At 53.7% G+C, this 22,518-nt stretch carries 22 protein-coding genes and 1 rRNA gene; 7 read left to right on the forward strand and 16 right to left on the reverse strand.

Translation table 11 applies throughout. The annotated features are described in order from the left end of the window. Positions 1 to 7 precede the first annotated feature (7 nt). A 5S ribosomal RNA gene (gene rrf, locus K5Y32_RS17760) occupies positions 8 to 123 on the forward strand. Positions 124 to 274: 151 nt separating this feature from the next. Here rrf and K5Y32_RS17765 read toward each other — a convergent pair. From K5Y32_RS17765 to msrP, 16 genes are all read right to left on the reverse strand, one after another. Further along, a complete protein-coding gene (locus tag K5Y32_RS17765) occupies positions 275 to 1,036 on the reverse strand; it encodes an amino acid ABC transporter ATP-binding protein (RefSeq protein ID WP_304623900.1) in 762 nt (253 codons plus the stop codon). An 8-nt stretch (positions 1,037 to 1,044) separates the two neighbouring features. Continuing rightward, positions 1,045 to 2,145 carry an amino acid ABC transporter permease gene (locus K5Y32_RS17770; protein WP_222185317.1) on the reverse strand — a complete coding sequence of 367 codons (1,101 nt, stop codon included), beginning with the start codon at positions 2,143 to 2,145 and terminating at the stop codon, positions 1,045 to 1,047. Between the two features lie 15 nt (positions 2,146 to 2,160). Next, entirely contained in the window at positions 2,161 to 3,339 is a 1,179-nt protein-coding gene (locus K5Y32_RS17775; RefSeq protein WP_176970594.1) for an amino acid ABC transporter permease, read from the reverse strand. A gap of 66 nt (positions 3,340 to 3,405) precedes the next feature. Then, positions 3,406 to 4,431: an amino acid ABC transporter substrate-binding protein gene (locus tag K5Y32_RS17780; RefSeq protein ID WP_007891952.1), complete on the reverse strand. Its 1,026-nt coding sequence runs from the start codon at positions 4,429 to 4,431 to the stop codon at positions 3,406 to 3,408. A 543-nt stretch (positions 4,432 to 4,974) separates the two neighbouring features. Continuing rightward, complete coding sequence (gene fis, locus K5Y32_RS17785) at positions 4,975 to 5,271, reverse strand: DNA-binding transcriptional regulator Fis (RefSeq protein ID WP_007891954.1); 297 nt, start codon at positions 5,269 to 5,271, stop codon at positions 4,975 to 4,977. Positions 5,272 to 5,295: 24 nt separating this feature from the next. Beyond that, complete coding sequence (dusB, locus tag K5Y32_RS17790) at positions 5,296 to 6,261, reverse strand: tRNA dihydrouridine synthase DusB (RefSeq protein ID WP_176970593.1); 966 nt, start codon at positions 6,259 to 6,261, stop codon at positions 5,296 to 5,298. Between the two features lie 310 nt (positions 6,262 to 6,571). Next, positions 6,572 to 7,312 (reverse strand): carbonic anhydrase, encoded by a 741-nt coding sequence (locus tag K5Y32_RS17795; protein WP_222185318.1) that lies wholly within the window; start codon positions 7,310 to 7,312, stop codon positions 6,572 to 6,574. A 115-nt stretch (positions 7,313 to 7,427) separates the two neighbouring features. Then, positions 7,428 to 8,117, reverse strand: coding sequence for a carbonic anhydrase (locus K5Y32_RS17800; RefSeq protein WP_255602693.1), 690 nt, complete (start codon positions 8,115 to 8,117; stop codon positions 7,428 to 7,430). Between the two features lie 241 nt (positions 8,118 to 8,358). Then, positions 8,359 to 9,240, reverse strand: a complete 882-nt coding sequence (prmA, locus tag K5Y32_RS17805) for a 50S ribosomal protein L11 methyltransferase (protein ID WP_110867451.1) — start codon at positions 9,238 to 9,240, stop codon at positions 8,359 to 8,361. 11 nt (positions 9,241 to 9,251) lie between these two features. Then, positions 9,252 to 10,697 carry a sodium/pantothenate symporter gene (gene panF / locus K5Y32_RS17810; protein WP_101762832.1) on the reverse strand — a complete coding sequence of 482 codons (1,446 nt, stop codon included), beginning with the start codon at positions 10,695 to 10,697 and terminating at the stop codon, positions 9,252 to 9,254. Then, positions 10,687 to 10,929, reverse strand: a complete 243-nt coding sequence (locus tag K5Y32_RS17815) for a YhdT family protein (protein WP_222185320.1) — start codon at positions 10,927 to 10,929, stop codon at positions 10,687 to 10,689. Before K5Y32_RS17815 ends, panF begins: the two co-directional genes overlap by 11 nt. A gap of 72 nt (positions 10,930 to 11,001) precedes the next feature. Continuing rightward, positions 11,002 to 12,351, reverse strand: a complete 1,350-nt coding sequence (gene accC / locus K5Y32_RS17820; protein ID WP_008101999.1) for an acetyl-CoA carboxylase biotin carboxylase subunit — start codon at positions 12,349 to 12,351, stop codon at positions 11,002 to 11,004. An 11-nt stretch (positions 12,352 to 12,362) separates the two neighbouring features. After that, positions 12,363 to 12,833, reverse strand: coding sequence for an acetyl-CoA carboxylase biotin carboxyl carrier protein (accB, locus tag K5Y32_RS17825; RefSeq protein ID WP_101762834.1), 471 nt, complete (start codon positions 12,831 to 12,833; stop codon positions 12,363 to 12,365). 21 nt (positions 12,834 to 12,854) lie between these two features. Continuing rightward, on the reverse strand, positions 12,855 to 13,307 hold the full coding sequence (aroQ, locus tag K5Y32_RS17830) for a type II 3-dehydroquinate dehydratase (protein ID WP_101762835.1): 453 nt from the start codon (positions 13,305 to 13,307) through the stop codon (positions 12,855 to 12,857). A gap of 232 nt (positions 13,308 to 13,539) precedes the next feature. Next, positions 13,540 to 14,142, reverse strand: a complete 603-nt coding sequence (gene msrQ / locus K5Y32_RS17835; protein WP_101762836.1) for a protein-methionine-sulfoxide reductase heme-binding subunit MsrQ — start codon at positions 14,140 to 14,142, stop codon at positions 13,540 to 13,542. After that, positions 14,143 to 15,147, reverse strand: coding sequence for a protein-methionine-sulfoxide reductase catalytic subunit MsrP (gene msrP / locus K5Y32_RS17840; RefSeq protein WP_101762837.1), 1,005 nt, complete (start codon positions 15,145 to 15,147; stop codon positions 14,143 to 14,145). It lies immediately after the preceding gene. A 324-nt stretch (positions 15,148 to 15,471) separates the two neighbouring features. Between msrP and csrD the strand changes: the two genes are divergently transcribed. The 6 genes from csrD (at position 15,472) to rng (ending at position 22,509) form a co-directional block, all read left to right on the forward strand. Then, the gene (gene csrD / locus K5Y32_RS17845) at positions 15,472 to 17,418 is read left to right on the forward strand and encodes an RNase E specificity factor CsrD (RefSeq protein ID WP_222185321.1); all 1,947 of its coding nucleotides are present in this window, start codon (positions 15,472 to 15,474) and stop codon (positions 17,416 to 17,418) included. 310 nt (positions 17,419 to 17,728) lie between these two features. After that, a complete protein-coding gene (mreB, locus tag K5Y32_RS17850; protein ID WP_007891976.1) occupies positions 17,729 to 18,772 on the forward strand; it encodes a rod shape-determining protein MreB in 1,044 nt (347 codons plus the stop codon). 156 nt (positions 18,773 to 18,928) lie between these two features. Beyond that, the gene (mreC, locus tag K5Y32_RS17855; protein ID WP_222185322.1) at positions 18,929 to 19,963 is read left to right on the forward strand and encodes a rod shape-determining protein MreC; all 1,035 of its coding nucleotides are present in this window, start codon (positions 18,929 to 18,931) and stop codon (positions 19,961 to 19,963) included. Then, positions 19,960 to 20,448 carry a rod shape-determining protein MreD gene (gene mreD, locus K5Y32_RS17860; protein WP_101762839.1) on the forward strand — a complete coding sequence of 163 codons (489 nt, stop codon included), beginning with the start codon at positions 19,960 to 19,962 and terminating at the stop codon, positions 20,446 to 20,448. Before mreC ends, mreD begins: the two co-directional genes overlap by 4 nt. An 8-nt stretch (positions 20,449 to 20,456) precedes the next feature. Beyond that, a complete protein-coding gene (locus K5Y32_RS17865) occupies positions 20,457 to 21,050 on the forward strand; it encodes a nucleoside triphosphate pyrophosphatase (protein WP_222185323.1) in 594 nt (197 codons plus the stop codon). Continuing rightward, the gene (gene rng, locus K5Y32_RS17870) at positions 21,040 to 22,509 is read left to right on the forward strand and encodes a ribonuclease G (protein WP_101762841.1); all 1,470 of its coding nucleotides are present in this window, start codon (positions 21,040 to 21,042) and stop codon (positions 22,507 to 22,509) included. Before K5Y32_RS17865 ends, rng begins: the two co-directional genes overlap by 11 nt. The last annotated feature ends 9 nt before the right edge of the window (positions 22,510 to 22,518 follow it).

Here is a 22,518-nt window from a genome sequence, read left to right on the forward strand (position 1 = left end):
GAATTTGCCTGGCGGCTTTAGCGCGGTGGTCCCACCTGACCCCATGCCGAACTCAGAAGTGAAACGCCGTAGCGCCGATGGTAGTGTGGGGTCTCCCCATGCGAGAGTAGGGAACTGCCAGGCATCAAACACAGAAGCCCTGAACGAAAGTTCAGGGCTTTTTTGTATGCGATAAAAGCTTCAATGCCACCCAAAAACGCCCCGATTCAAATTGTAGTTATAAAAAAGCCCCTGCTTTTCAGCAGAGGCGCTTCTTAATTTAACTCGCTGAATATCAGTGAATAACCTGCGAAAGAAACGCACGTGTACGTTCTGATTTCGGATTGGCAAAGAACTCCTGAGGCGGGGCTTCTTCGACAATTTCACCCCGATCCATGAAGATCACACGATCCGCCACCGTACGCGCAAATCCCATCTCATGGGTAACGCACAACATGGTCATGCCATCTTCTGCCAGGCCAATCATCGTATCGAGTACTTCTTTAACCATCTCTGGATCGAGCGCTGAAGTGGGCTCATCAAACAGCATAATTTTCGGCTTCATACAGAGTGAGCGAGCGATCGCTACGCGCTGCTGCTGACCACCCGAAAGCTGGCCAGGAAATTTATGTGCATGCTCAGCAATACGTACACGCTGAAGGTAATGCATGGCCAGCTCTTCCGCTTCTTTCTTCGGCATTTTGCGCACCCAAATCGGTGCCAGCGTACAGTTTTGCAAGACGGTAAGATGCGGAAAAAGATTAAAATGCTGGAAAACCATGCCGACTTCGGTACGAACACGTTCAATATTGCGCACATCGTGATTGAGATGGATGCCATCCACCACGATGCGTCCTTGCTGATGTTCTTCGAGGTGATTGATGCAGCGAATAGTGGTCGATTTACCCGAACCGGAAGGTCCGCACAGTACGATACGTTCGCGTGGTTTTACTTTTAAATTGATGTCTTTCAGTACATGGAACTGACCGTACCATTTGTTAACTTTTTCGAGTGTAATCATCATGGCATCAGCCGCATTAGTCATAGTTTGTGTCATGTTAAACCTCAGTGCGATGCACGCCCGGTGTGAAAACGCTTCTCCAGATACTGGCTATAGCGCGACATGCTAAAACAGAAAATCCAGTAAACCATGGCAGCAAACACATAGCCTTCCGTCGACATCCCCAACCAGGTTGGGTCGACGGTGGCTTGCTGCACGCTACTGAAGAGATCGAATAGGCCGATGATGATCACCAGGCTGGTATCTTTAAACAGCGCAATGATGGTATTCACCAGACCGGGAATGGTCATCTTGAGCGCCTGCGGTAAAATTACCAGCATCTGGGTTTTCCAGTAGCCCAGCGACAGCGATTCAGCGGCTTCATATTGGCCTTTCGGTAGCGCCTGCAAACCGCCGCGCACCACTTCCGCAACATACGCAGACTGGAACAAGATCACGCCAACCAACGCACGCACCAGTTTGTCGATGGTAGTGCCTTCCGCCATAAACAGCGGCAGCATCACCGACGACATAAACAGCACGGTGATCAGCGGTACACCACGCCAAAACTCAATGAAGATGATCGAAAGTGTACGCACCACCGGCATTTCTGAGCGGCGTCCCAGCGCCAGTAAAATCCCCAACGGCAGCGCGCCGGCAATCCCCACTGAAGCGATAATCAGCGTCAATGTCAGGCCGCCCCACTGGCGAGTCTCTACGCGCTCTAAACCGAAATAGCCGCCATACATCAGGAACCAAACCACAATCGGATAGACCACCGCCCAACAGGCGATATAGCGACCACGACGCGGCATTGATTTGATGAACATCGGAATAATCGAGAGCAAGCCGATAACCAGAGATAGATTGATGCGCCAGCGCAGTTCATGCGGATAGAGGCCATACATAAACTGGCCAAAGCGTGCATGGATAAACACCCAACATGCGCCTTCTTTGGTGCAGTCTGCGCGCGTCTCACCAATCCAGTTAGCCTGAAATACCAGCCAATTCAGTGCCGGAGGAATCACGTTCCAAATAAGCCAGATGCTGAACAATGTCAGCAGCGTATTCAGCCAGCTGGAGAACAGATTTTTGCGTGCCCAGAGCCAAGCCTTGCTGAGTGGATGGGTCGGAATCGGCGGTGTTTCATGTGTAGTAACAGACATAATGATCCCGTTCTCTTAACGCTCAACCAGCGCAATTTTGCGATTGTAGAGGTTCATCAGCAGTGAAATGATCAGGCTGATAATCAGGTAAACCGCCATGGTAATCGCGATAGTTTCAATCGCTTGACCGGTTTGGTTCAGCACGGTACCGGCAAACAGCGAAACCATGTCTGGATAGCCGATCGCGGCCGCCAGCGATGAGTTTTTCACGATATTGAGGTACTGGCTGGTCAGTGGCGGGATAATCACACGCATTGCCTGCGGGATAATCACCTGACGCATGGTCACTGGATTAGGCAAACCCAGCGAACGTGCAGCTTCACTTTGACCATGTGGTACCGACTGAATACCGGAGCGAATCACTTCGGCGATGAACGACGAGGTATAAACCGACAGCGCGAGAGTCAACGCGGCGAGCTCAGGGATCATCACGAAACCGCCGCGGAAGTTAAATCCACGCAGTTCCGGCACATCCCAATGCATGGCCACGCCAAACAAGGTATGAGCAATCAGCGGCAGCAAAACCAGCAGCCCAACCGCAGCCGGCCAGGTGCGACGCAGTTGGCCGGTTTTTAACTGATGCTTGCGGTTGTAGCGGAACAGCGCCACGCAACCCAGCACCGCTAACGCCAGCGCGATCAGGAATGGCCAGGTGCCAGGCGCGTACTCGGGCCACGGAATATACAAACCGCGATTGCTGACGAATGCCAAATCAAAAGCGTTGAGTGCCTGACGCGGGCCGGGCAGGTTACGCAGTACCGCGAAGTACCAGAAAAAGATCTGCAGCAGCGGCGGGATATTACGGAAGGTCTCGATATATATAGTTGAAAGCTTGCGCAGCAGCCAGTTCTCAGACAAGCGAGCCAGGCCAACGGCAAAGCCAAGGATCGAAGCGAAAACAATACAGAGCGCGGAAACCAGCAGGGTATTGGTCAACCCCACCATAAACACGCGCGCGTAAGTGTCGCCTTCGGTGTAATCGATCAGGTGCTGGACAATGCCGAAGCCGGCACTGCGATCCAGAAACCCGAATCCGGAAGTGATGCCACGATTGGCCAGGTTGATTACGGTGTTGTGGATTAAATATCCCACCACAGCAAGCACGGCAACAATCGCGACGATCTGGTAAAGCCAGGCGCGAACCGTAGGATTACCGAACGAAAAATCCCTTTTTACGGTTGGGCGTTGCGACATGTTAAAACCTCAGTGAAGATTACGCGTGGGCACCGCAGGATGCGGTGCCCGACTGGCAGGACGGAATTAACGAACTGGCGGAGCGTACTGGATGCCGCCCTGATTCCACAGCGCATTCTGGCCGCGCTTGATTTTCAGTGCGCTGTCTTTACCGACGTTACGGTCGAACACTTCCTGATAATTACCCACTTGTTTGATGATGTTGTAAGCCCACTTGTTATCGAGCTTCAGGTCTTTACCGAAGTCACCTTCCGCGCCCAGCAGATGTGCCATATCCGGCGTAGTCGGTTTCGCTACCATGTCATCGACATTTTTAGAGCTGATCCCCATCTCTTCCGCGTTCAGCATGGCATACAGCGACCATTTAACGATGGTGAACCAATCGTCATCACCGCGACGCACAACGGGGCCCAGCGGCTCTTTGGAGATCACTTCTGGCAGTACGATAAACTCGTCTGGCTTGCCAAGTTTGATACGCAGCGCATACAGCTGAGATTGGTCAGACGCGAGGGTGTCGCAACGGCCGCTGTCGAGCGCTTTAGCGGATTCGTCAGAGCGGTCGAAGGTGACTGGCGTGTACTGCATTTTGTGGGTTTTGAAGTAGTCAGCCACGTTCAGCTCGGTATCAGTACCGGCCTGAATACACACGGTAGCGCCATCCAACTCTTTAGCACTTTTCAGACCGGCTTTCTGGTGCGTCAGGAAGCCGATACCATCGTAATAGTTCACGCCTGCAAACAGGAAGCCCATGCCGCCATCGCGCGATGAGGTCCATGTGGTGTTACGAGACAAGATGTCCACTTCGCCAGACTGCAGTGCGGTGAAGCGCTCTTTCGCGGTCAGCGGGGTGTATTTCACTTTGGTTGCGTCGCCAAATACAGCGGCAGCGGCTGCACGGCACACATCCACGTCAATACCGGTGAATTTGCCGTTAGAGTCAGCATAAGAGAAGCCTGGCAGGCCGTCACTGATGCCGCACTGTACAAAACCTTTCTTCTTAATGGCATCCAGCGTGGTGCCAGCGTGCGCTTGTTGAGCAACGGCTAACAGCGAGGCTGCAGCGACCAGAGTGGAAAGCATCATCTTTTTCATAAAGCATCCTGTGTGGCGATATCGTGTGTTGTTATGTTTGCGCGCACTTTAATGTGCGCTTTTTTCTGTCTGTGGTGGTTAGCCATCCACAACTCTGCAAACCTGATGCCAGGTTTGCAGAATCCTGAATTCTCTGGAAAGATCTTTTAATAAACTGAAGCACTCAGAAGATTCTGGCTAATATGGCGCACCAAAAGGCAGCGTGACGAGACGACACGATCACAAATAGTGCAAAAAGTTTCACTATATGGAAGCAGTGTGAGCTAACGCTCAGGAGTAGATGTATGAGTTTGCACGCTTACGGCTGAAGCGGTTGATGATCACAGAGAAAGCGGGCTGAAGGGTGATGCGAGGATAAATGAGCGCGTAATAAAGAGAAGGGAAATGCGTTGCTAAGAGGGGCGGGATATCACTGCTGCAATTGCAACTATCGTTACCATTATCGCGCCAATTGTTTCATGCGTTGTTAACGTCCGGAAATTACCCGGCATCAGAAACAAAAACGCCAGCCGCAAGGCTGGCGTTATCGCAGCAACGAACAGATTAGTTCATGCCGTATTTTTTCAGCTTCTTACGCAGGGTACCGCGGTTGATACCCATCATCAGAGCTGCACGGGTCTGGTTGCCACGGGTGTACTGCATCACCATGTCCAACAGAGGCTGCTCGACTTCTGCCAATACCAGCTCATACAGGTCACTTACATCCTGACCGTTCAGTTGAGCAAAATAGTTCTTCAGTGACTGTTTAACCGAATCACGCAGTGGCTTTTGGGTCACCTGATCCTGAGAGTTAACGGTAGAAACGGTGAGTACGTCAGAATTTACGCGTTGTTCGAACATAGTTCTTTCAGCTCTTTATTTCGTTTACGCAAGATTTTCGAAGTATGCCTCCAACGCCTCCAGCTGTTCGCTGGCATCCTCTATGGCGTTGAATGTGCGCCGAAACTGGTCATCAGGAGCACTTTCCTGCAAATACCAGGATACGTGTTTTCGGGCAATACGGTATCCTTTGCGCTGACCGTAAAAGTCGTGCAGCTCCCGTATATGTCCAATCAGCATTTGCTTCACTTCAGCCAGCGGCTTCGGTGCCAGCAGCTCCCCTGTGTCCAGATAATGCTGGATTTCCCGGAAGATCCACGGTCTTCCCTGAGCGGCACGGCCAACCATAAGAGCATCGGCTCCGGTATAGTCGAGCACCGCTCTGGCTTTATGCGGGTCAGTAATGTCGCCATTCGCGATAATCGGAATGGAAACGCTCTGCTTAACTGTCCGAATGCTGTCGTATTCAGCAAATCCCTCAAACAAACAGGCGCGCGTGCGGCCATGAATGGTGAGAGCCTGAATGCCACAGCGTTCAGCCAATTGGGCAATCTCTACACAATTACGATTTTCTTTGTCCCAGCCGGTGCGAATCTTCAGCGTAACCGGTACATCCACTGCATTGACGACCGCACGGAGAATCGACTCCACCAGTTGCGGATGTTGCAGCAGCGCTGAACCTGCCATCTTACGATTCACTTTTTTGGCCGGGCAGCCCATGTTGATATCGATAACTTGCGCGCCAGACGCCACATTAATGCGCGCGGCAGCAGCCATCTCATCAGGATCGCAACCGGCAATTTGCACGGCGCGGATACCAGGCTCGTCACTATGCACCATACGCAAACGGGATTTGTCACTGGCCCAAACTTCCGGGTTCGACGACAGCATCTCGGAGACAGTCATACCGGCGCCGTTCTCATAACACAGGGTGCGAAATGGCTTATCGGATACTCCGGCCATAGGCGCAGCAATGAGTCGATTACGTAGCTGATGTTGTCCAATGCGCATGAAAAAGAAGTGACCCTAACTGTTCGCAAGGCGGCGTATATTACGCATTTTTTAAAGAAGATGAAAGGCCAAACTTTGAACAATTCGCCGTGAGAGAGCAGGGAAATTAACTTATCAGACACAAAGATAAGCATTAATCATTATAATTCATACGATTAAAAAAATATGATGAAATTGTGTACAAAAATTTTTCTCAAAACATGACCGAAATCACAACATAAAAACCGTCACTTCCGGTAATTAGCCATAGAAATGACGGCAATGTGATTATTAATTGTACTAATTTATTAGCGTAGGGATTGCCAGTTCATCATTCGACAATCAGTCGACCATGTAATGGTTGCAGGGGACGATTATTACTGTGTTTCAGCGCCAGTTGGAAATGGTGCAACTGTGATTGGGAGAGCGTGACGGGATGCTTCATGATCAGCCAGCGTAAACCCTCGGTGCAAGGTGGAGTAGTCAGCGATCCACTAAAACGATAATAATGGCGATCCTCCGGGAAGAGGGGTTCTAAATCCATACGCTGTTTCACCACCACCTCATGATTTATCTGCTTAGGCATTGCGGTAATAATCGGATTAAGAGCGGTGTTTTCTTTGCCAACCTCGAACATCACGGCAATGACCGCTATTTCCCCATCGGCGTTTGCGTGAACGAAATGTGCTTCGAGCGGATAAGAGTGCCCGTCGATTTGATTCTCACTCGGCGTATGGAAATGATATTGCTTAAGGCGGAAGGTTTCGCCATCCAGCATAAAGTCATCTTCATCATCCACGTTCACTTGCAGTGTGTGCCCGTTGTTGGTCAGGTTTTCTGCTGCGGCGTGAAACTCCAGCTTAAGGGGCGGCAGTTGACCATCTATGGTATGGCGAATATCAATTGGCGACTGAAACTTGCCGTTATGGCAGGTTTGAAAATCAGCAGAAAGTTCGGCCCAGTGCTCTGGGCCAGCGCTGCCTTCATAGCTCCAGTGTGGTGCGGAAGGGGAAGAAGCATGCGCGCTAATGCTGTAAGCCAACATTAAGCTAAGTAAAAGGGAGGGTTTCATTTTCAATCTCAGTAATAAGAATACCGGCAAGCGGCGTGCCGCAAATAATACGTGGCGATGGGAAAATGACTACCCTGCAAGCAGCTTCACAGGGTAGAACCAGACAAGGCTTGGGTCATTCGACGATCACACGACCATTAAGCGGCTGTACAGGACGACTGTTGCCATGCTGGCCTAAAAGAGTAGTGAACATTTTGAGCTGTTCAGCCGATGCCGAAACAGTTTGTTTCATCACAAACCAGCGCACACCTTCAGTACAAGGTGGCGTCGTCAACGAACCGCTAAAGCGATAGTAGTTCTTTTGACCCGGAATCAAAGCACTGAGATTGAGTGGCTGTTGCAGCGCCGCCTCTTTGTTAACTTCAGGTGGCAGCTCACGCAGGATCTCCGCCAGCGCAGGGTTTTCTGCCCCGGCTTCAAACATCACGCCAACCACCGCCAGATGTCCCTCTTCGCTGGCATGGACGAAATGCGCGGCCAGCGGAAAGCGTTTGCCATCAATCAGATTTTCGCTCGGCGTATGGAAGTGGAACTGACGCAGCGTATAAGCTTCGCCATCCAGCGCGAGCGCATCGCCATCTTTGACGTTGATCTGGATGGTGTGACCGTTATTGATGATGGATTTTTGTTTGGCTTGATAGCTCAACGTTAGCGGCGGCAATTGTCCATTCACCACCTTGCGGATATCGACAGGCGACTGGTTCACACCGCTTTTACAGGTGTAATAATCGGCGTGCAGATTGCCCCATTCATCCGGCGCTTCATAAGACCAGTTTGAGCTGTGTGCGTGCGCATACGATGCCATGCTTGTCAGCAGAGCGAATAAACAAAGTTTCTTTTTCATCATCCATTACTTTCAGCGATTTATCGAAGTGAAATGCCATCAAAGGCATTGCCAGCAGGGATAGCGCTATCGCCTGGAGCAGGATTGTAATGACTGAAATGTAAAGAAACGGCAAGGGTTGAGAAGGGCTGGCGCTTTGAGACTGGTCTCAGAAAAATAGTACGGCTTGCCAGTCAGTTAGCCCGACTGGCAAGCGGGCAGGTTAGCGGCGTACGCCGGTGATGCGGCACCACTCTTCTTTCTCTGCAACCGCGTCGAGCTCAAAACGCTCGGCGTAGGCTTCACACACGCTTTCAGCCTGGCTCGCTAACACGCCGGACAATCCAAGATGACCGCCGGCTTTCGGCAGCACGCTAATCAGCGGTGCCAGCTCACGCAGCGGACCCGCGAGGATGTTGGCGACCACCACGTCAGCCTGCAAGTTTTCCGGCTGCTGGTGGGGCAGATAGAGCGCCAGACGCTCAGAGACGCCATTACGCTCGGCGTTATCACGGCTGGCCTGAATCGCCTGCGGATCGATATCAATGCCGATCGCCTGCGCCGCGCCCAATTTTAGTGCAGCGATAGCGAGAATGCCGGAGCCACAGCCAAAGTCGATCACCGTTTTGCCCTGCAGATCCAGGCCATCAAGCCAGGTCAAACACATCGATGTGGTAGGATGCGTGCCGGTACCAAAGGCGAGACCCGGATCCAGCATCACATTGACGGCATTTGGATCCGGCACATCGCGCCAGCTTGGGCAGATCCACAGACGCTCACCGAAACGCATCGGGTGGAAGTTATCCATCCATTCGCGCTCCCAGTCCTTGTCTTCGATCTGCTCGATCTTATGGCGAAACGCGGATCCCAGCAGCGGATGCTGGCTTAACTCGGCCACCACATCGCTCATCTCGGTTTCAGCGTCGAACAGGCCGATGACATCGGTATCGCCCCACAGCAGCGTTTCGCCCGGCAGCGGCTCGTACACTGGATTGTCGTGCGTGTCCTGGAAAGTGACCGACACCGCGCCAACCTCCATCAGCGCATCGCTCAGGGTTTCGGCGTTTTCGCCGGTGCTGTTAATTTTGATTTGAATCCAAGGCATAGCGTTTCTCTTTATTCCAGTGCCGCGGCATGCGTTGCAGGCGTGCGGCCAAACAGATTGCCCACCAGGAAGGCCAGCAGGCTTAAGGTCAATGACGGAACGATCGGGTGGAAGCCCCACCACTCAATATTCAGGCTGGCAAGCAGCGTATAGCATCCCGCGCCGACCAGCATGCCGCTGATCGCACCGGTGGAGTTGGCGCGCTCCCAGTACAAACCCAGCACCAGCGGCCATAGAAATACCGCTTCAAGGCCACCAAATGCCAGCAGATTCAGCCAGATAATCATATCGGGCGGATTCCACGCTGCCAGCAATAGCAGCACACCGAGCACAAAAGTGATGGTGCCTGACAGCATGCGCAGGCGCGCTTCATTTTCACTGTGCTGCGGGGCAATGCGCAAATAGAGATCTTTGATCAGCGTAGCGGAGGATTGCAGCAGCTGCGCGTTGATGGTCGACATAATGGCCGCCATCGGCGCCGCAAGAAATACGCCCGCCGCCATGGGCGGTAATACGGTAATCATCAGCGTAGGAATCACTCGATCGGGAATGGTGAGATCGGGCAAAATTACGCGCCCCAGCGCGCCGGCCAGATGCATACCAAGCATTAGGATCACCACTACAATGGTGCCGAGTACAATGCCACGATGCATGGCTTTGCTATCTTTATACGAAATACAGCGCACCGCGGTGTGGGGCAGGCCAATCACCCCGAAACACACCAGCACGGCAAACGAGCTGAGGAAGGTTGGGTTGATGACATTGCCCACGCCTTCCGGTGAGGTCAGCTGCGGATCGATATCATGCAGTTTGGTCACTGCGGAGGCTAATCCGCCAGCGTGGTGAATCACTGCAAACAGCAGCAGGAAGGTGCCGATCAGCATTACCAAACCTTGCATCGCATCGTTCAGCACGCTGGCGCGGAAGCCACCGAAAGCGGTGTAGAGCGCGATGGTGCCGCCGAAGATCAGCAGGCCGGTGTCATAAGGAATGCCGGCCGCTGTTTCCAGCAGGCGCGCACCGCCAATGAACTGCACGGTCATTGCGCCGATAAACGCCACCAACAAACTGATGCTGGAGAGCCAAATAAGCAGCGTGCTGCCGTAGCGGCCATACAACATGTCGTTGAGCGTTACGGCGTTGTAGCGACGCGCCAGAATGGCGAATTTCTTGCCTAACACGCCAAGCGAAAGCCAGACGGCAGGCACCTGAATCATCGCCAGCAGCACCCAGCCAAGGCCATATTTATAGGCTGCGCCGGGGCCGCCAATGAACGAGCTGGCGCTGATATATGTGGTGGTGATGGTCATGGCCAGCACAAAACCGCCCATCGAACGGCTGCCGAGGAAGTATTCGCTCAGGAAGTTGCCCTGACGCTGCTTGCGCATGGCAAACACCGACAGCGCGGCGATCAGCACCAGATAGGCCAACAGCGGAAGAATGATTTCAGAGTCCATCGTTATCCTCCAGCGACATGTCGCGGAACAGCACGCGCACCATCAGCCAGCACAACACAATAAACAGCAGCGGGGCGAACAGACACGAAAGCTCGAACCACCTTGGTAAGCCTAAGACGCCGATCTCATTGCCGCCCAGCCAGGCAGAAAGTCCCCAAACGGCAAGGTAGGCCAGCGTCAGATAAAGTGACCAGCGCGCCTCTTTGTTCGCTTGTAAAAAACGCCAATCCATTATGTAACCTCAAAGGCGACAAAAATGAAAAAGGCCGGAGTTAACCGGCCTCTGCTTTGCTCTGCACTGCAATTACTTCTCTTGCAGGCCGAGTTTTTTCTCCAGATAGTGGATGTTGGTGCCACCCTGCTGGAAGTTTTCGTCGGACATGATTTTCATCTGCAGCTCAATGTTGGTCTTGATGCCGTCGATGATCAGTTCCGCCAGCGCATTCTTCATGCGCGAGATTGCCACGTCACGGTTTTCACCGTAGGTAATCAGCTTACCAATCATGGAATCGTAGTACGGTGGCACACTGTAACCGGCATAGATATGCGATTCCCAACGTACACCAAAGCCGCCCGGCGCGTGGAAACGGGTGATCTTGCCTGGGCTTGGCAGGAAGGTGTTTGGATCTTCGGCGTTGATACGGCATTCAACCGCATGACCGCGAATCACCACGTCTTCCTGTTTGATCGACAGCGGCTGACCAGCAGCAATACGCAACTGCTCTTTGATCAGATCGACGCCGGTGATCATCTCAGTCACCGGATGCTCCACCTGAATACGGGTGTTCATCTCGATGAAGTAGAACTCACCGTTTTCGTACAGGAACTCGAAGGTACCTGCACCGCGATAGCCGATATCGATACAGGCTTTAGAGCAGCGCTCGCCGATGTAGCGACGCAGTTCCGGCGTGATGCCTGGCGCTGGGGCTTCTTCGACGACTTTCTGGTGACGACGCTGCATTGAGCAGTCACGTTCCGCCAGATAGATAGCGTTACCCTGGCCGTCGGCCAGCACCTGAATCTCAATGTGGCGTGGATTCTCGAGGTACTTCTCCATGTACACCATGTCGTTGTTGAAAGCCGCTTTGGCTTCCGCTTTCGTCATGTTGATGGATTGCTCAAGATCCTTGTCGCTGCGCACTACGCGCATACCGCGACCGCCGCCGCCGCCGGAGGCTTTGATGATCACCGGATAACCGATGCGCTTAGCGAAGGCACGGTTTTTTTCCATGTCGTCGGTCAGCGAGCCATCAGAACCTGGCACTGTGGGCACGCCCGCTTTCTTCATGGCGGTTATGGCAGACACTTTGTCGCCCATCAGGCGAATGGTGTCGGCTTTCGGGCCAATGAAGATAAAGCCTGAACGTTCAACCTGCTCGGCGAAATCGGCGTTCTCAGAGAGGAAGCCGTAACCCGGGTGGATCGCGACCGCGCCGGTAATTTCAGCGGCGGAGATCAGTGCCGGGATGTTCAGGTAGCTTTTGACTGAAGGTGGCGGGCCGATGCAGACGGTTTCGTCTGCCAGCAGCACGTGCTTCAGGTCACGGTCCGCGGTGGAGTGCACGGCAACAGTCTTAATGCCCAGCTCTTTGCAGGCACGCAGAATGCGCAGCGCGATCTCACCACGGTTAGCAATGACAATTTTATCCAGCATGCTTCGCCTCGTTATTCGATGATGACCAGCGGCTCGTCAAATTCAACCGGTTGGCCGCTTTCGACCAGAATCGCCTTCACAACGCCGGATTTGTCGGCTTCGATCTGGTTCATCATTTTCATCGCTTCAACGATGCACAGAGTGTCGCCGGCATTCACTTTCTGGCCAACTTCAACGAAAGCTTTCGCGTCTGGGCTTGGCGTGCGATAGAAAGTGCCGACCATTGGTGAACGCACGATGTGGCCACTGATTTCTGGTTTAGCGGCTTCTGCTGCAACCGGTGCGGCAGGCGCCACCGCGGTAGACAGCGCAGGCTGCTGCTGCATCATTGGCGCAGCATAAGCCTGCTGCATCATTGGGTAGCCGGCATTTGCAGGTGAACGGCTGATACGAACGGACTCTTCGCCCTCGGAGATTTCCAGCTCGGAGATGCCAGACTCTTCAACCAGTTCGATCAGTTTCTTAATTTTACGAATATCCATGAGTGTGGTTCCGTACTCTGTTTAATTGGAATGTGACAGGCGTTTTACTGCCGTTTGTAAAGCCCATGCGTATCCATCAGCGCCAAGTCCACAGATGACGCCGGCAGATACATCGGAAAGATAGGAGTGATGTCGGAACGGTTCGCGTGCATGTACGTTCGAGAGATGCACCTCAATAAAAGGAATGCTAACCGCCAACAGGGCATCACGCAGTGCAACGCTGGTATGCGTGAACGCAGCAGGATTGATGATGATGTAATCCACGTTGCCGCGGGCTTCGTGAATACGGTCAATCAACTGAAACTCTGCGTTCGATTGCAAATGACTCAATTTCACATGGTGCTGATCGGCCTGTTGCGTCAGATCGCCGACGATTTGCGCCAGCGTGGTGTGACCATACTTATCAGGCTCGCGCGTTCCCAGTAGATTCAAGTTGGGACCGTTCAAAAGCAGTATGTGAAATTTGTGCGCCATCTTGCTGCTATCTCCTGCAATCAGTAAGGCATCGCGTAAAATACCGCGACATCTTGCGTTTGTCACCCTTGTGGATGAAAAACCAGACTTCGCTTGCAATAAAGCCGGGCATTATATCCGTTTCGTCGACATTCGCAGCAAAATACTGGTCTTATCTGCGAAGTTGATCGAATGCGGCCCGAAGGCCACACTTTTTAACAGATCTCGCGGGAGTAACACAACCGTGCGGGGATTATCTGGGAAGAAGTTTACGCAACTTATTGTAACGCCACGCTAACAGCGCAATGGCCAGCACGGCGTAGATCACCGGCTGCGGGGAGAGCACTTTCACTGACCAGATATAGTGAATCGGCACGAGGATCGCGACCAGATAGACGCCGTTATGCAGCGTTTGCCAGCGACGCCCCAGTTTGCGCTGCATGCGCTGGAATGAGGTGATGGCGAGGGCGAAGAGAATAATCCAGCTGATCATCCCCAGTAACAAATAAGGACGCGAAACCAGCTCGCTGCCGAGTAAACGCAGATGATCGTAGCCAAGTTCCAGCAGGTAGTAGCTGGTAAGGTGCAAACTGGCCCAGGCGAAACACCACACGCCAAGCAGGCGGCGAGTGCGAATCAGCAGCGGCTGTTTCAGGTAGCGTGTCAGTGGGCTGACCAGCAGCGTGGCGAGCAGCAACTTAAGCGCCATTCTGCCGGTAAAATGCTGGATATCTTTCGCCGGATCAGCGCTCAGCCAGCCCTGACTCGCTGCCATAAACAGATACACAAACGGCAGAAAAGCCGCCAGATGCAGCACGACTTTTAACGCGGTGATGTGACGTAAAGAGAGGCGCACTCAATAGTTCTCCCGTAAATCCAGGCCGCGATACAGCGACGCCACCTCTTTCGCGTAGCCGTTGAACAGCAGCGTAGGTTGGCGATCAACCTTCAGAATGCCGCCCGCGCCGATAAAGCGCTCGGTTGCCTGCGACCAGCGCGGATGATTCACATGCGGGTTCACATTGGCGTAGAAACCATACTCATTGGCGGCGATCTGGCTCCAGGTCGTTGGCGGGCGATCGTGCGTCAGCGTAATCTTCACAATCGATTTAATCCCTTTGAAGCCATATTTCCACGGCACCGTCAGGCGAATCGGTGCGCCATTCTGCGGCGGCAGCGCTTTGCCATACACGCCGGTACTCAGCAGCGTCAGCGGATGCATCGCTTCATCAAGACGCAAGCCTTCCACATAGGGATAATCCAGCCCGCCGCCGATAAAGCGATCTTTCTGACCCGGCATTTGGTCAGGTGCGTACAGCGTTTCAAACGCCACAAAGCGCGCATTGCTGGTGGGTTCAGCCAGTTTGAGCAGCTTGTTGAGTTCAAAACCGACCCACGGAATCACCATCGACCAGGCTTCGACACAGCGCATGCGGTAGATGCGCTGTTCCATGGCGAAACGCTTGAAGATGTCATCCATATCCAGCGTGATAGGTTTGGCAACTTCGCCTTCGATACGCAGCTTCCACGGATCGGTTTTCAGCGTGCCAGCGTTGGCAGCAGGATCGGCTTTATCAAGGCCAAATTCATAGAAGTTGTTATAACCTGACACCTTATCAAACGGCGTGAGCGGCAAATCGGCTTGCCATTCAGCCGGTTTAGTAAAATCTAAATCACGGCCAGCGGGCGCGGGCGGACGATCATTGCCTTTAAACCAACTCAGCACATCGGCTTGCGCGGTGCCGGGTAAACTGGCTGCTGCTGCGCCTAATCCCAACGCTTTCAGCACCTGACGGCGGCGCATATTAAAGACGCTTTCTGGCGTGACGTCGGCTTCTGTGAGCAAGTGCTTCAGGTTCATGACGTTCTCCTGTGAATAGTAAGTTATAACCAGCATGCTCAACTTCAGCGTCAGGCGCGAACTTGCGGGGAAAAATGTGAAATTTCCTGGCGCATCGCCCTCTTTGAGAATAGGACGAAAAAGCCCATAGCAAAGTCAGGCCATCACGGTTTAACGCTATACTCGCGCCGTAGCGCTTATCATGCTGTGTTATGTGCGATTTTGATGCCAGTCTGGCGCTGAATCACACCTTGATTTGTGCTATTTTGCTCAGGTTTGCGCCAGGGGTAAGCGTGGCGCCGACGGATTAACACCGTTCATAACCGCAGTGATGCAGGCACAGGGATGCGATTAACAACTAAATTTTCTGCGTTTATTACCTTATTAAGTTTACTAGCGATGATATTGATGCTGGTGGGCTGCGCTTTTAGTTTTATCTGGCTATCGCAGCAGCGCGTGGAAACGCGGATGCAAACGCTGGCGACTGAAGTGGATAAAGCACTGGCTTCACAATCGCCGCAGGAAATCACGCAGTGGCTGACGCGCATGATGCCGGTGGTCAATGCCGAACAGGTGCAACTGCTGAACGGCGATACGTTAGTGTTCAGTTTAGCCCGCCATGAAAATCCGATGTTAGAAGATGAGCCTAATCGCTTTGTGCAGTTCGATTTGCCCCTGACGCATTCGCCGGGCCTCGAACTGCGCGTGGTGGTGCTGGATCCGGCCAAAACGCTGTTTCGCTCCTTTACCGGCACTTATACGCTGGTGGTCCTGTTTACGGTCGTCGCCATTATGTGCGTGCTGCTGGTCATGACCAACCGCTGGCTCAAGCGGCGCTGGCAGGATATGGAGCAATTAGAAGCGCGCGCCGATCGCATTCTGGCCGGTGAACGTCGTTCGCAGGAGGACCATGCGGCGGAATGGCCGCCGAAAGCCAGTCGCGCCATCGATGCGCTGCTGGGCGATTTGCAGGAGGCGGGCGAGCAGCGTTTACGCATCGACACCTTAATTCGCACCTTTGCGGCGCAGGATCCGCGTACCGGCCTAAACAATCGTTTGTTCTTTGATAACCAATTGGCGACATTGCTGGAAGATCAGGAAGATGTCGGCACGCACGGTGTGGTGATGATGGTGCGTCTGCCGGACCTTGATATGCTGCACGAAACCCTCGGCCCAACGCTGGTGGAAGAGTATCTGTTTGATTTGATTAATATGCTGTCGACCTTTGTGCTGCGCTATCCGGGCGCGCTGCTGGCGCGATATTTCCGCAGTGACTTCGCCGTCTTGCTGCCGCATCGCACTTTAAAAGAAGCCAACAGCATTGCCGATCAACTGATTAACGCCGTCGATTCACTACCGCCGATGCGTATGGTCGATCGTGATGATTTGATCCACATCGGCATCAGCGCGTGGCGCAGCGGTCAGAGCGTGTCGCAGGTGATGGAAAATGTGGAGATGGCTACGCGGCGTGCGGCATTGCAAGGCGGTAATAGCTGGTCGGTTGGCGAAGGCAATACGCTGGATATGGGGCGCGGCAGTGTGCGCTGGCGGACCTTGCTGGAGAACACGCTCAATCGTGGTGGCCCGCGTTTGTACCAAAAGCCGGCGGTGTTACTGGATGGAAAAGTCCATCATCGTGAATTACTGACGCGTGTGTTTGATGGCGACAAAGAAGTGGTTTCGGCTGAGTTTATGCCGCTGGTATTGCAACTGGGTATGACTGACAGCTGGGATCGTCAACTGGTGACGCGCATCGCGGCGCTCTCGGAAGTGTGGCCGGACGAAACTCTGGCACTACCCGTGAATATTGATTCGCTGTTGCAGCGACCTTTTCAGCGCTGGCTGCAAAAACTGCTGCTGCAGTGCAGCAAATCGCAAAGAAAACGTTTTTTATTTGAACTTGCTGAGGCCGACGTTTGTCAACACATCAGCCGTTTAGTGCCGGTTTTTCACATGTTAACCGCATTTGGCTGTCGCATTGCGGTGGATCAGGCCGGTTTGACGGTGGTGAGCAGCGCTTATATCAAACAATTCCCGATAGAAGTGATTAAACTTGCGCCGGGTTTGGTACGCAATATTGAACGACGCACCGAGAACCAGCTGTTTGTGCAGAGCTTGCTGGAAGTGTGTAAGTCATCGCCAACTCAAGTTTTCGCCGCGGGTGTGCGAACACGCGCGGAGTGGCAAACGCTGTCGGGATTAGGTGTTTCGGGCGGGCAGGGCGATTTCTTTGCGCCTTCGTTGCCGGTCAACAGTAATGTAAAGAAACATTCGCAACGTTATCGAATTTAGACCTTCAGCGCGCGAAGTGCAGGCTGATGGCTGTTTTTATCGCTTATTAGTGCCGGAGCGCGCGATGCTGGCGGCTGGAAATGTTAGATTTTATGTCGAAATTCGCCGGCTAGCGCCGGGGCAATTTAGGTTAAAACGGCGTGTTAACGCCATTTAACTGCGGCAAAAGACCCTACGATCAGGCCAAAAAAGTATTCAGCGTATTTTTTCACCGAAGCCGAACGTTTTTGCGCCTTGTAGCGGCTTCGCGTGGTTGGTAAAGTAGGCGGATTTTATTTTCCGCCCCCAGCTTGCAGGATTATCCCTTAGTATGTTTAAAAAATTTCGTGGCATGTTTTCCAATGACTTGTCCATTGACCTGGGTACCGCGAATACCCTGATTTACGTGAAAGGACAAGGCATCGTGTTAAACGAGCCTTCTGTGGTTGCCATTCGTCAGGATCGTGCCGGCTCCCCAAAGAGCGTAGCGGCTGTCGGTCATGACGCTAAGCAGATGCTGGGCCGTACGCCGGGCAACATCGCTGCTATCCGTCCTATGAAAGATGGCGTGATCGCCGACTTCTTCGTTACCGAAAAAATGCTGCAGCACTTCATTAAGCAAGTGCATAGCAATAGCTTTATGCGTCCAAGCCCGCGTGTGCTGGTCTGCGTACCGGTGGGTGCGACCCAGGTTGAGCGTCGCGCCATCCGTGAATCTGCACAGGGTGCAGGCGCACGCGAAGTGTTCCTGATTGAAGAGCCAATGGCTGCGGCGATTGGTGCAGGCCTGCCGGTTTCTGAAGCAACCGGTTCCATGGTGGTTGATATCGGTGGTGGTACCACTGAAGTGGCGGTGATCTCGTTGAACGGCGTGGTTTACTCCTCTTCTGTGCGTATTGGTGGTGACCGCTTCGATGAAGCTATCATTAATTATGTCCGCCGCAACTACGGTTCACTGATCGGTGAAGCCACTGCGGAGCGCATCAAGCACGGTATCGGTTCTGCTTATCCGGGCGATGAAGTGCACGAGATTGAAGTACGCGGCCGTAACCTGGCAGAAGGCGTGCCACGCGGCTTTACCCTGAACTCGAACGAGATTCTTGAAGCGCTGCAGGAACCGCTGACCGGTATCGTGAGCGCGGTGATGGTTGCGCTGGAACAGTGCCCGCCAGAGCTGGCTTCTGACATCTCCGAGCGCGGTATGGTGCTGACCGGCGGTGGCGCATTGCTGCGTAACCTCGATCGCCTGCTGATGGAAGAGACCGGTATTCCGGTGGTCGTGGCAGAAGATCCGCTGACCTGCGTAGCACGCGGTGGTGGTAAAGCGCTGGAAATGATCGACATGCATGGCGGCGATTTGTTCAGCGAGGAGTAATTCCTCAACGGCTGAGGCCCTGGTCAAATTGCGCAGGGAATAGCGCCTATGCTGACGCTGCTGCTGCAACGCACGACGGCGAGATGCGTCTAGCTCTGGAGGCGTTGGCTATTAGGCTAACGCTTCTTCCCTGATGTCGAGGAACACGCAGAATTTATGAAGCCGATTTTTAGCAGGGGACCTTCCCTGCAGTTGCGTCTCTTTCTGGCAGTCATTGTGGCTATCGCGATTATTATCGCCGATAGCCGCGTGAGCTCCTTTTCCCAGATCCGCAACTACCTGGACACGTCGGTCAGTCCATTTTATTTTTTGGCCAACGGGCCAAGACAACTTCTTGATGGCGTTTCCGAAACGCTGGCGTCCCGTCAGCAATTGGAGCTGGAAAATAAAGCACTGCGCCGTGAGCTCTTCCTGAAAAACAGTGACTTGCTGATGCTGGGGCAATATAAGCAGGAAAACGCGCGTCTGCGCGAACTGCTTGGCTCGCCGCTGCGCCAGGATGAGCATAAGATGGTGACGCAGGTGATCTCCACCGGCACCGATCCTTATACCGATCAGGTGGTTATCGACAAAGGCAGCGTAAACGGTGTTTACGAAGGCCAGCCGGTGATCAGTGATAAAGGTGTGGTCGGTCAGGTGGTCGCGGTCGGTCAGGTTACCAGTCGCGTATTACTGATTTGCGATGCCTCGCATGCATTGCCGATTCAGGTGTTGCGTAACGATATTCGCGTGATTGCTGCCGGTAATGGCTGCAGCGAAGATCTGCAGCTGGAGCATCTGCCGGGCAACACCGATATTCGCGTCGGCGATGTGCTGGTCACGTCTGGCCTGGGCGGCCGCTTCCCGGAAGGTTATCCGGTTGGCGTTGTCTCCTCGGTGAAAGTCGATACACAGCGTGCTTACACGGTGATTCAGGCGCGTCCAGCAGCTGGCTTGCAGCGTTTGCGCTATCTGTTACTGCTGTGGGGCGCGGATCGCAACGGCGTGGCACCAATGGCACCGGACGAAGTGCATCGCGTGGCCAACGAACGTTTAATGCAGATGATGCCGCAGGTTCTGCCGCCAGCAGGCGAAATGGGCCCTCCGGCACCGGATACCTTGCAGTCGTCGCAGCAAATGGGGCCACCGCAACCCGCTAATGGCAGTCGTTCGCAAGGGAATTCTGCGAACACACGCGGAGGCCAGCCTTGAGTCGATATCGCAGCCAGGGCCGATGGGTTATCTGGCTGTCCTTTCTGATTGCCCTTATCCTGCAAATCATGCCGTGGCCGGAACAGATCTATATGTTCCGGCCTTCATGGCTATTACTGATCCTCATTTACTGGGTGCTGGCGTTGCCGCATCGGGTGAATGTCGGCACCGGTTTTTGTCTCGGTGCGATCATGGATCTGGTGGCCGGTTCAACACTTGGCGTGCGCGCATTAGCCTTTAGCATCATCGCGTATCTGGTGGCCTTTAAATTTCAGTTATTCCGAAACTTAGCGTTGTGGCAGCAGGCATTAATGGTTATGGTGCTGTCCCTTGCGGTGGATGTGATTGTTTTCTGGGCAGAATTCCTGGTGATCAACGTTTCTTTCCGTCCGGAAATCTTCTGGAGTAGCGTGGTCGACGGCGTCCTGTGGCCCTGGCTATTCTTATTGATGAGAAAGATTCGCCGTCAATTCGCTGTTCAGTAAGGAATACTATGATAAGCCTGTACCTCGCATCCGGTTCACCGCGTCGACGTGAGCTGTTAACGCAGCTTGGTCTGCAATTTGAACGCCTGATTACCCACGTAGAAGAGCAGCGTCAGCCTGAAGAAGCGGCTGACGCTTACGTGCGTCGTCTGGCGTCGGATAAGGCGCGCGCGGGCGTCGCGGTGGCACCGCAGGATCTGCCGGTGCTGGGTGCTGATACCATCGTGGTGCTGAACGGTGAAGTACTGGAAAAACCGCAGGATGCCGCGCACGCCGCCGCGATGCTGAGCAAGCTGTCGGGACAAACTCATAAGGTGATGACCGCGGTGGCGCTGGCCGATACGCAGCGTGAGCTGGATTGTCTGGTGACCACGGACGTGACCTTCCGCACGATGACGGCGGAGGAAATTTCGCACTATATCGCCAGTGGCGAGCCGATGGATAAAGCCGGCGCGTACGGAATTCAGGGCCTTGGCGGCAATTTTGTCCGCAAGATTAATGGAAGTTATCACGCCGTGGTGGGATTGCCGCTGGTCGAGACCGGTGAGCTGCTGAGCTATTTTCAGTCACTGCGGGCGTTAAGGGGACAAGATGACGGCTGAACTGCTGGTAAATGTGACACCTTCAGAAACCCGTGTTGCCTACATTGATGGCGGCATTCTGCAGGAAATCCACATTGAGCGTGAAGCACGACGTGGCATCGTGGGCAACATCTATAAAGGACGCGTCAGTCGCGTCTTACCTGGCATGCAGGCGGCCTTTGTCGATATCGGCATGGAAAAAGCCGCCTTTCTGCACGCTTCCGACATCATGCCGCACACCGAATGCGTGGCGGGTGATGAGAAGAAAAATTTTGTGGTGCGCGACATTGGCGAGCTGGTGCGTCCCGGCCAGGATCTGATGGTGCAGGTGGTGAAAGATCCGCTGGGCACCAAAGGTGCGCGCCTCACCACCGACATTACTTTGCCTTCGCGCTATCTGGTGTTTATGCCTGGCGCGTCACACGTCGGCGTCTCGCAGCGTATTGAGAGCGAGGCCGAGCGTGAACGACTGAAAACGGTGGTTGCAGCGCACTGTGACGATCTCGGCGGCTTTATTATTCGTACCGCTGCGGAAGGCATTGGTTCAGAAGAGTTGTCGCAGGATGCCGCTTTCCTGAAACGTTTGTGGACCAAAGTCAGCGAGCGTAAAAAGCGTAATCAGACGCGCTGCCTGCTCTACGGTGAGCTGGCGTTAGCGCAGCGCGTGCTGCGTGATTTCGCCGGTGCCGCGCTGGATCGCATTCGCGTGGACTCACGTTTGACCTGCGATTTGCTGGTGGAATTTACCAGCGAATATATTCCGGAAATGGCCAGCAAGCTGGAGCTTTACAGCGGCAAACAGCCGATTTTTGATCTGTTTGACGTTGAGAACGAAATCCAGCGTTCGCTGGAGCGTAAGGTCGAGCTAAAATCCGGCGGCTATCTGATTATCGATCAAACCGAAGCCATGACCACGGTGGATATCAACACCGGCGCGTTTGTCGGACACCGCAATCTCGACGAGACCATCTTCAACACCAACATTGAAGCGACGCAAGCGATCGCGCGTCAGCTGCGACTGCGCAACCTCGGCGGCATCATCATTATCGATTTCATCGACATGAGTAACGACGAGCATCGCCGCCGTGTGCTGCATTCGCTGGAGAGCGCGCTGAGCAAAGATCGGGTGAAAACCGGCATCAATGGTTTCTCGGCGCTCGGTTTGGTGGAGATGACGCGTAAACGCACGCGTGAAAGTATTGAACATGTGCTGTGCGCCGATTGCCCGGTGTGTAAAGGGCGCGGCACCTTGAAAACGGTGGAAACCGTCTGCTATGAGATCATGCGTGAAATTGTGCGCGTGCATCACGCCTACGATTCCGACCGTTTCCTGGTGTACGTTTCCCCGGCGGTCGGCGACGCGTTAAAGGGCGAAGAGTCACACGCGCTGGCGGAAGTGGAGATCTTCGTCGGTAAACAGGTCAAAGTTCATGTTGAACCGCTCTATACCCAAGAGCAGTTTGATGTCGTCATGATGTGATATTGAGGT

Source organism: Pantoea sp. DY-15 (genome assembly GCF_019795935.1).
GTDB classification, from domain to species: domain Bacteria; phylum Pseudomonadota; class Gammaproteobacteria; order Enterobacterales; family Enterobacteriaceae; genus Pantoea; species Pantoea leporis.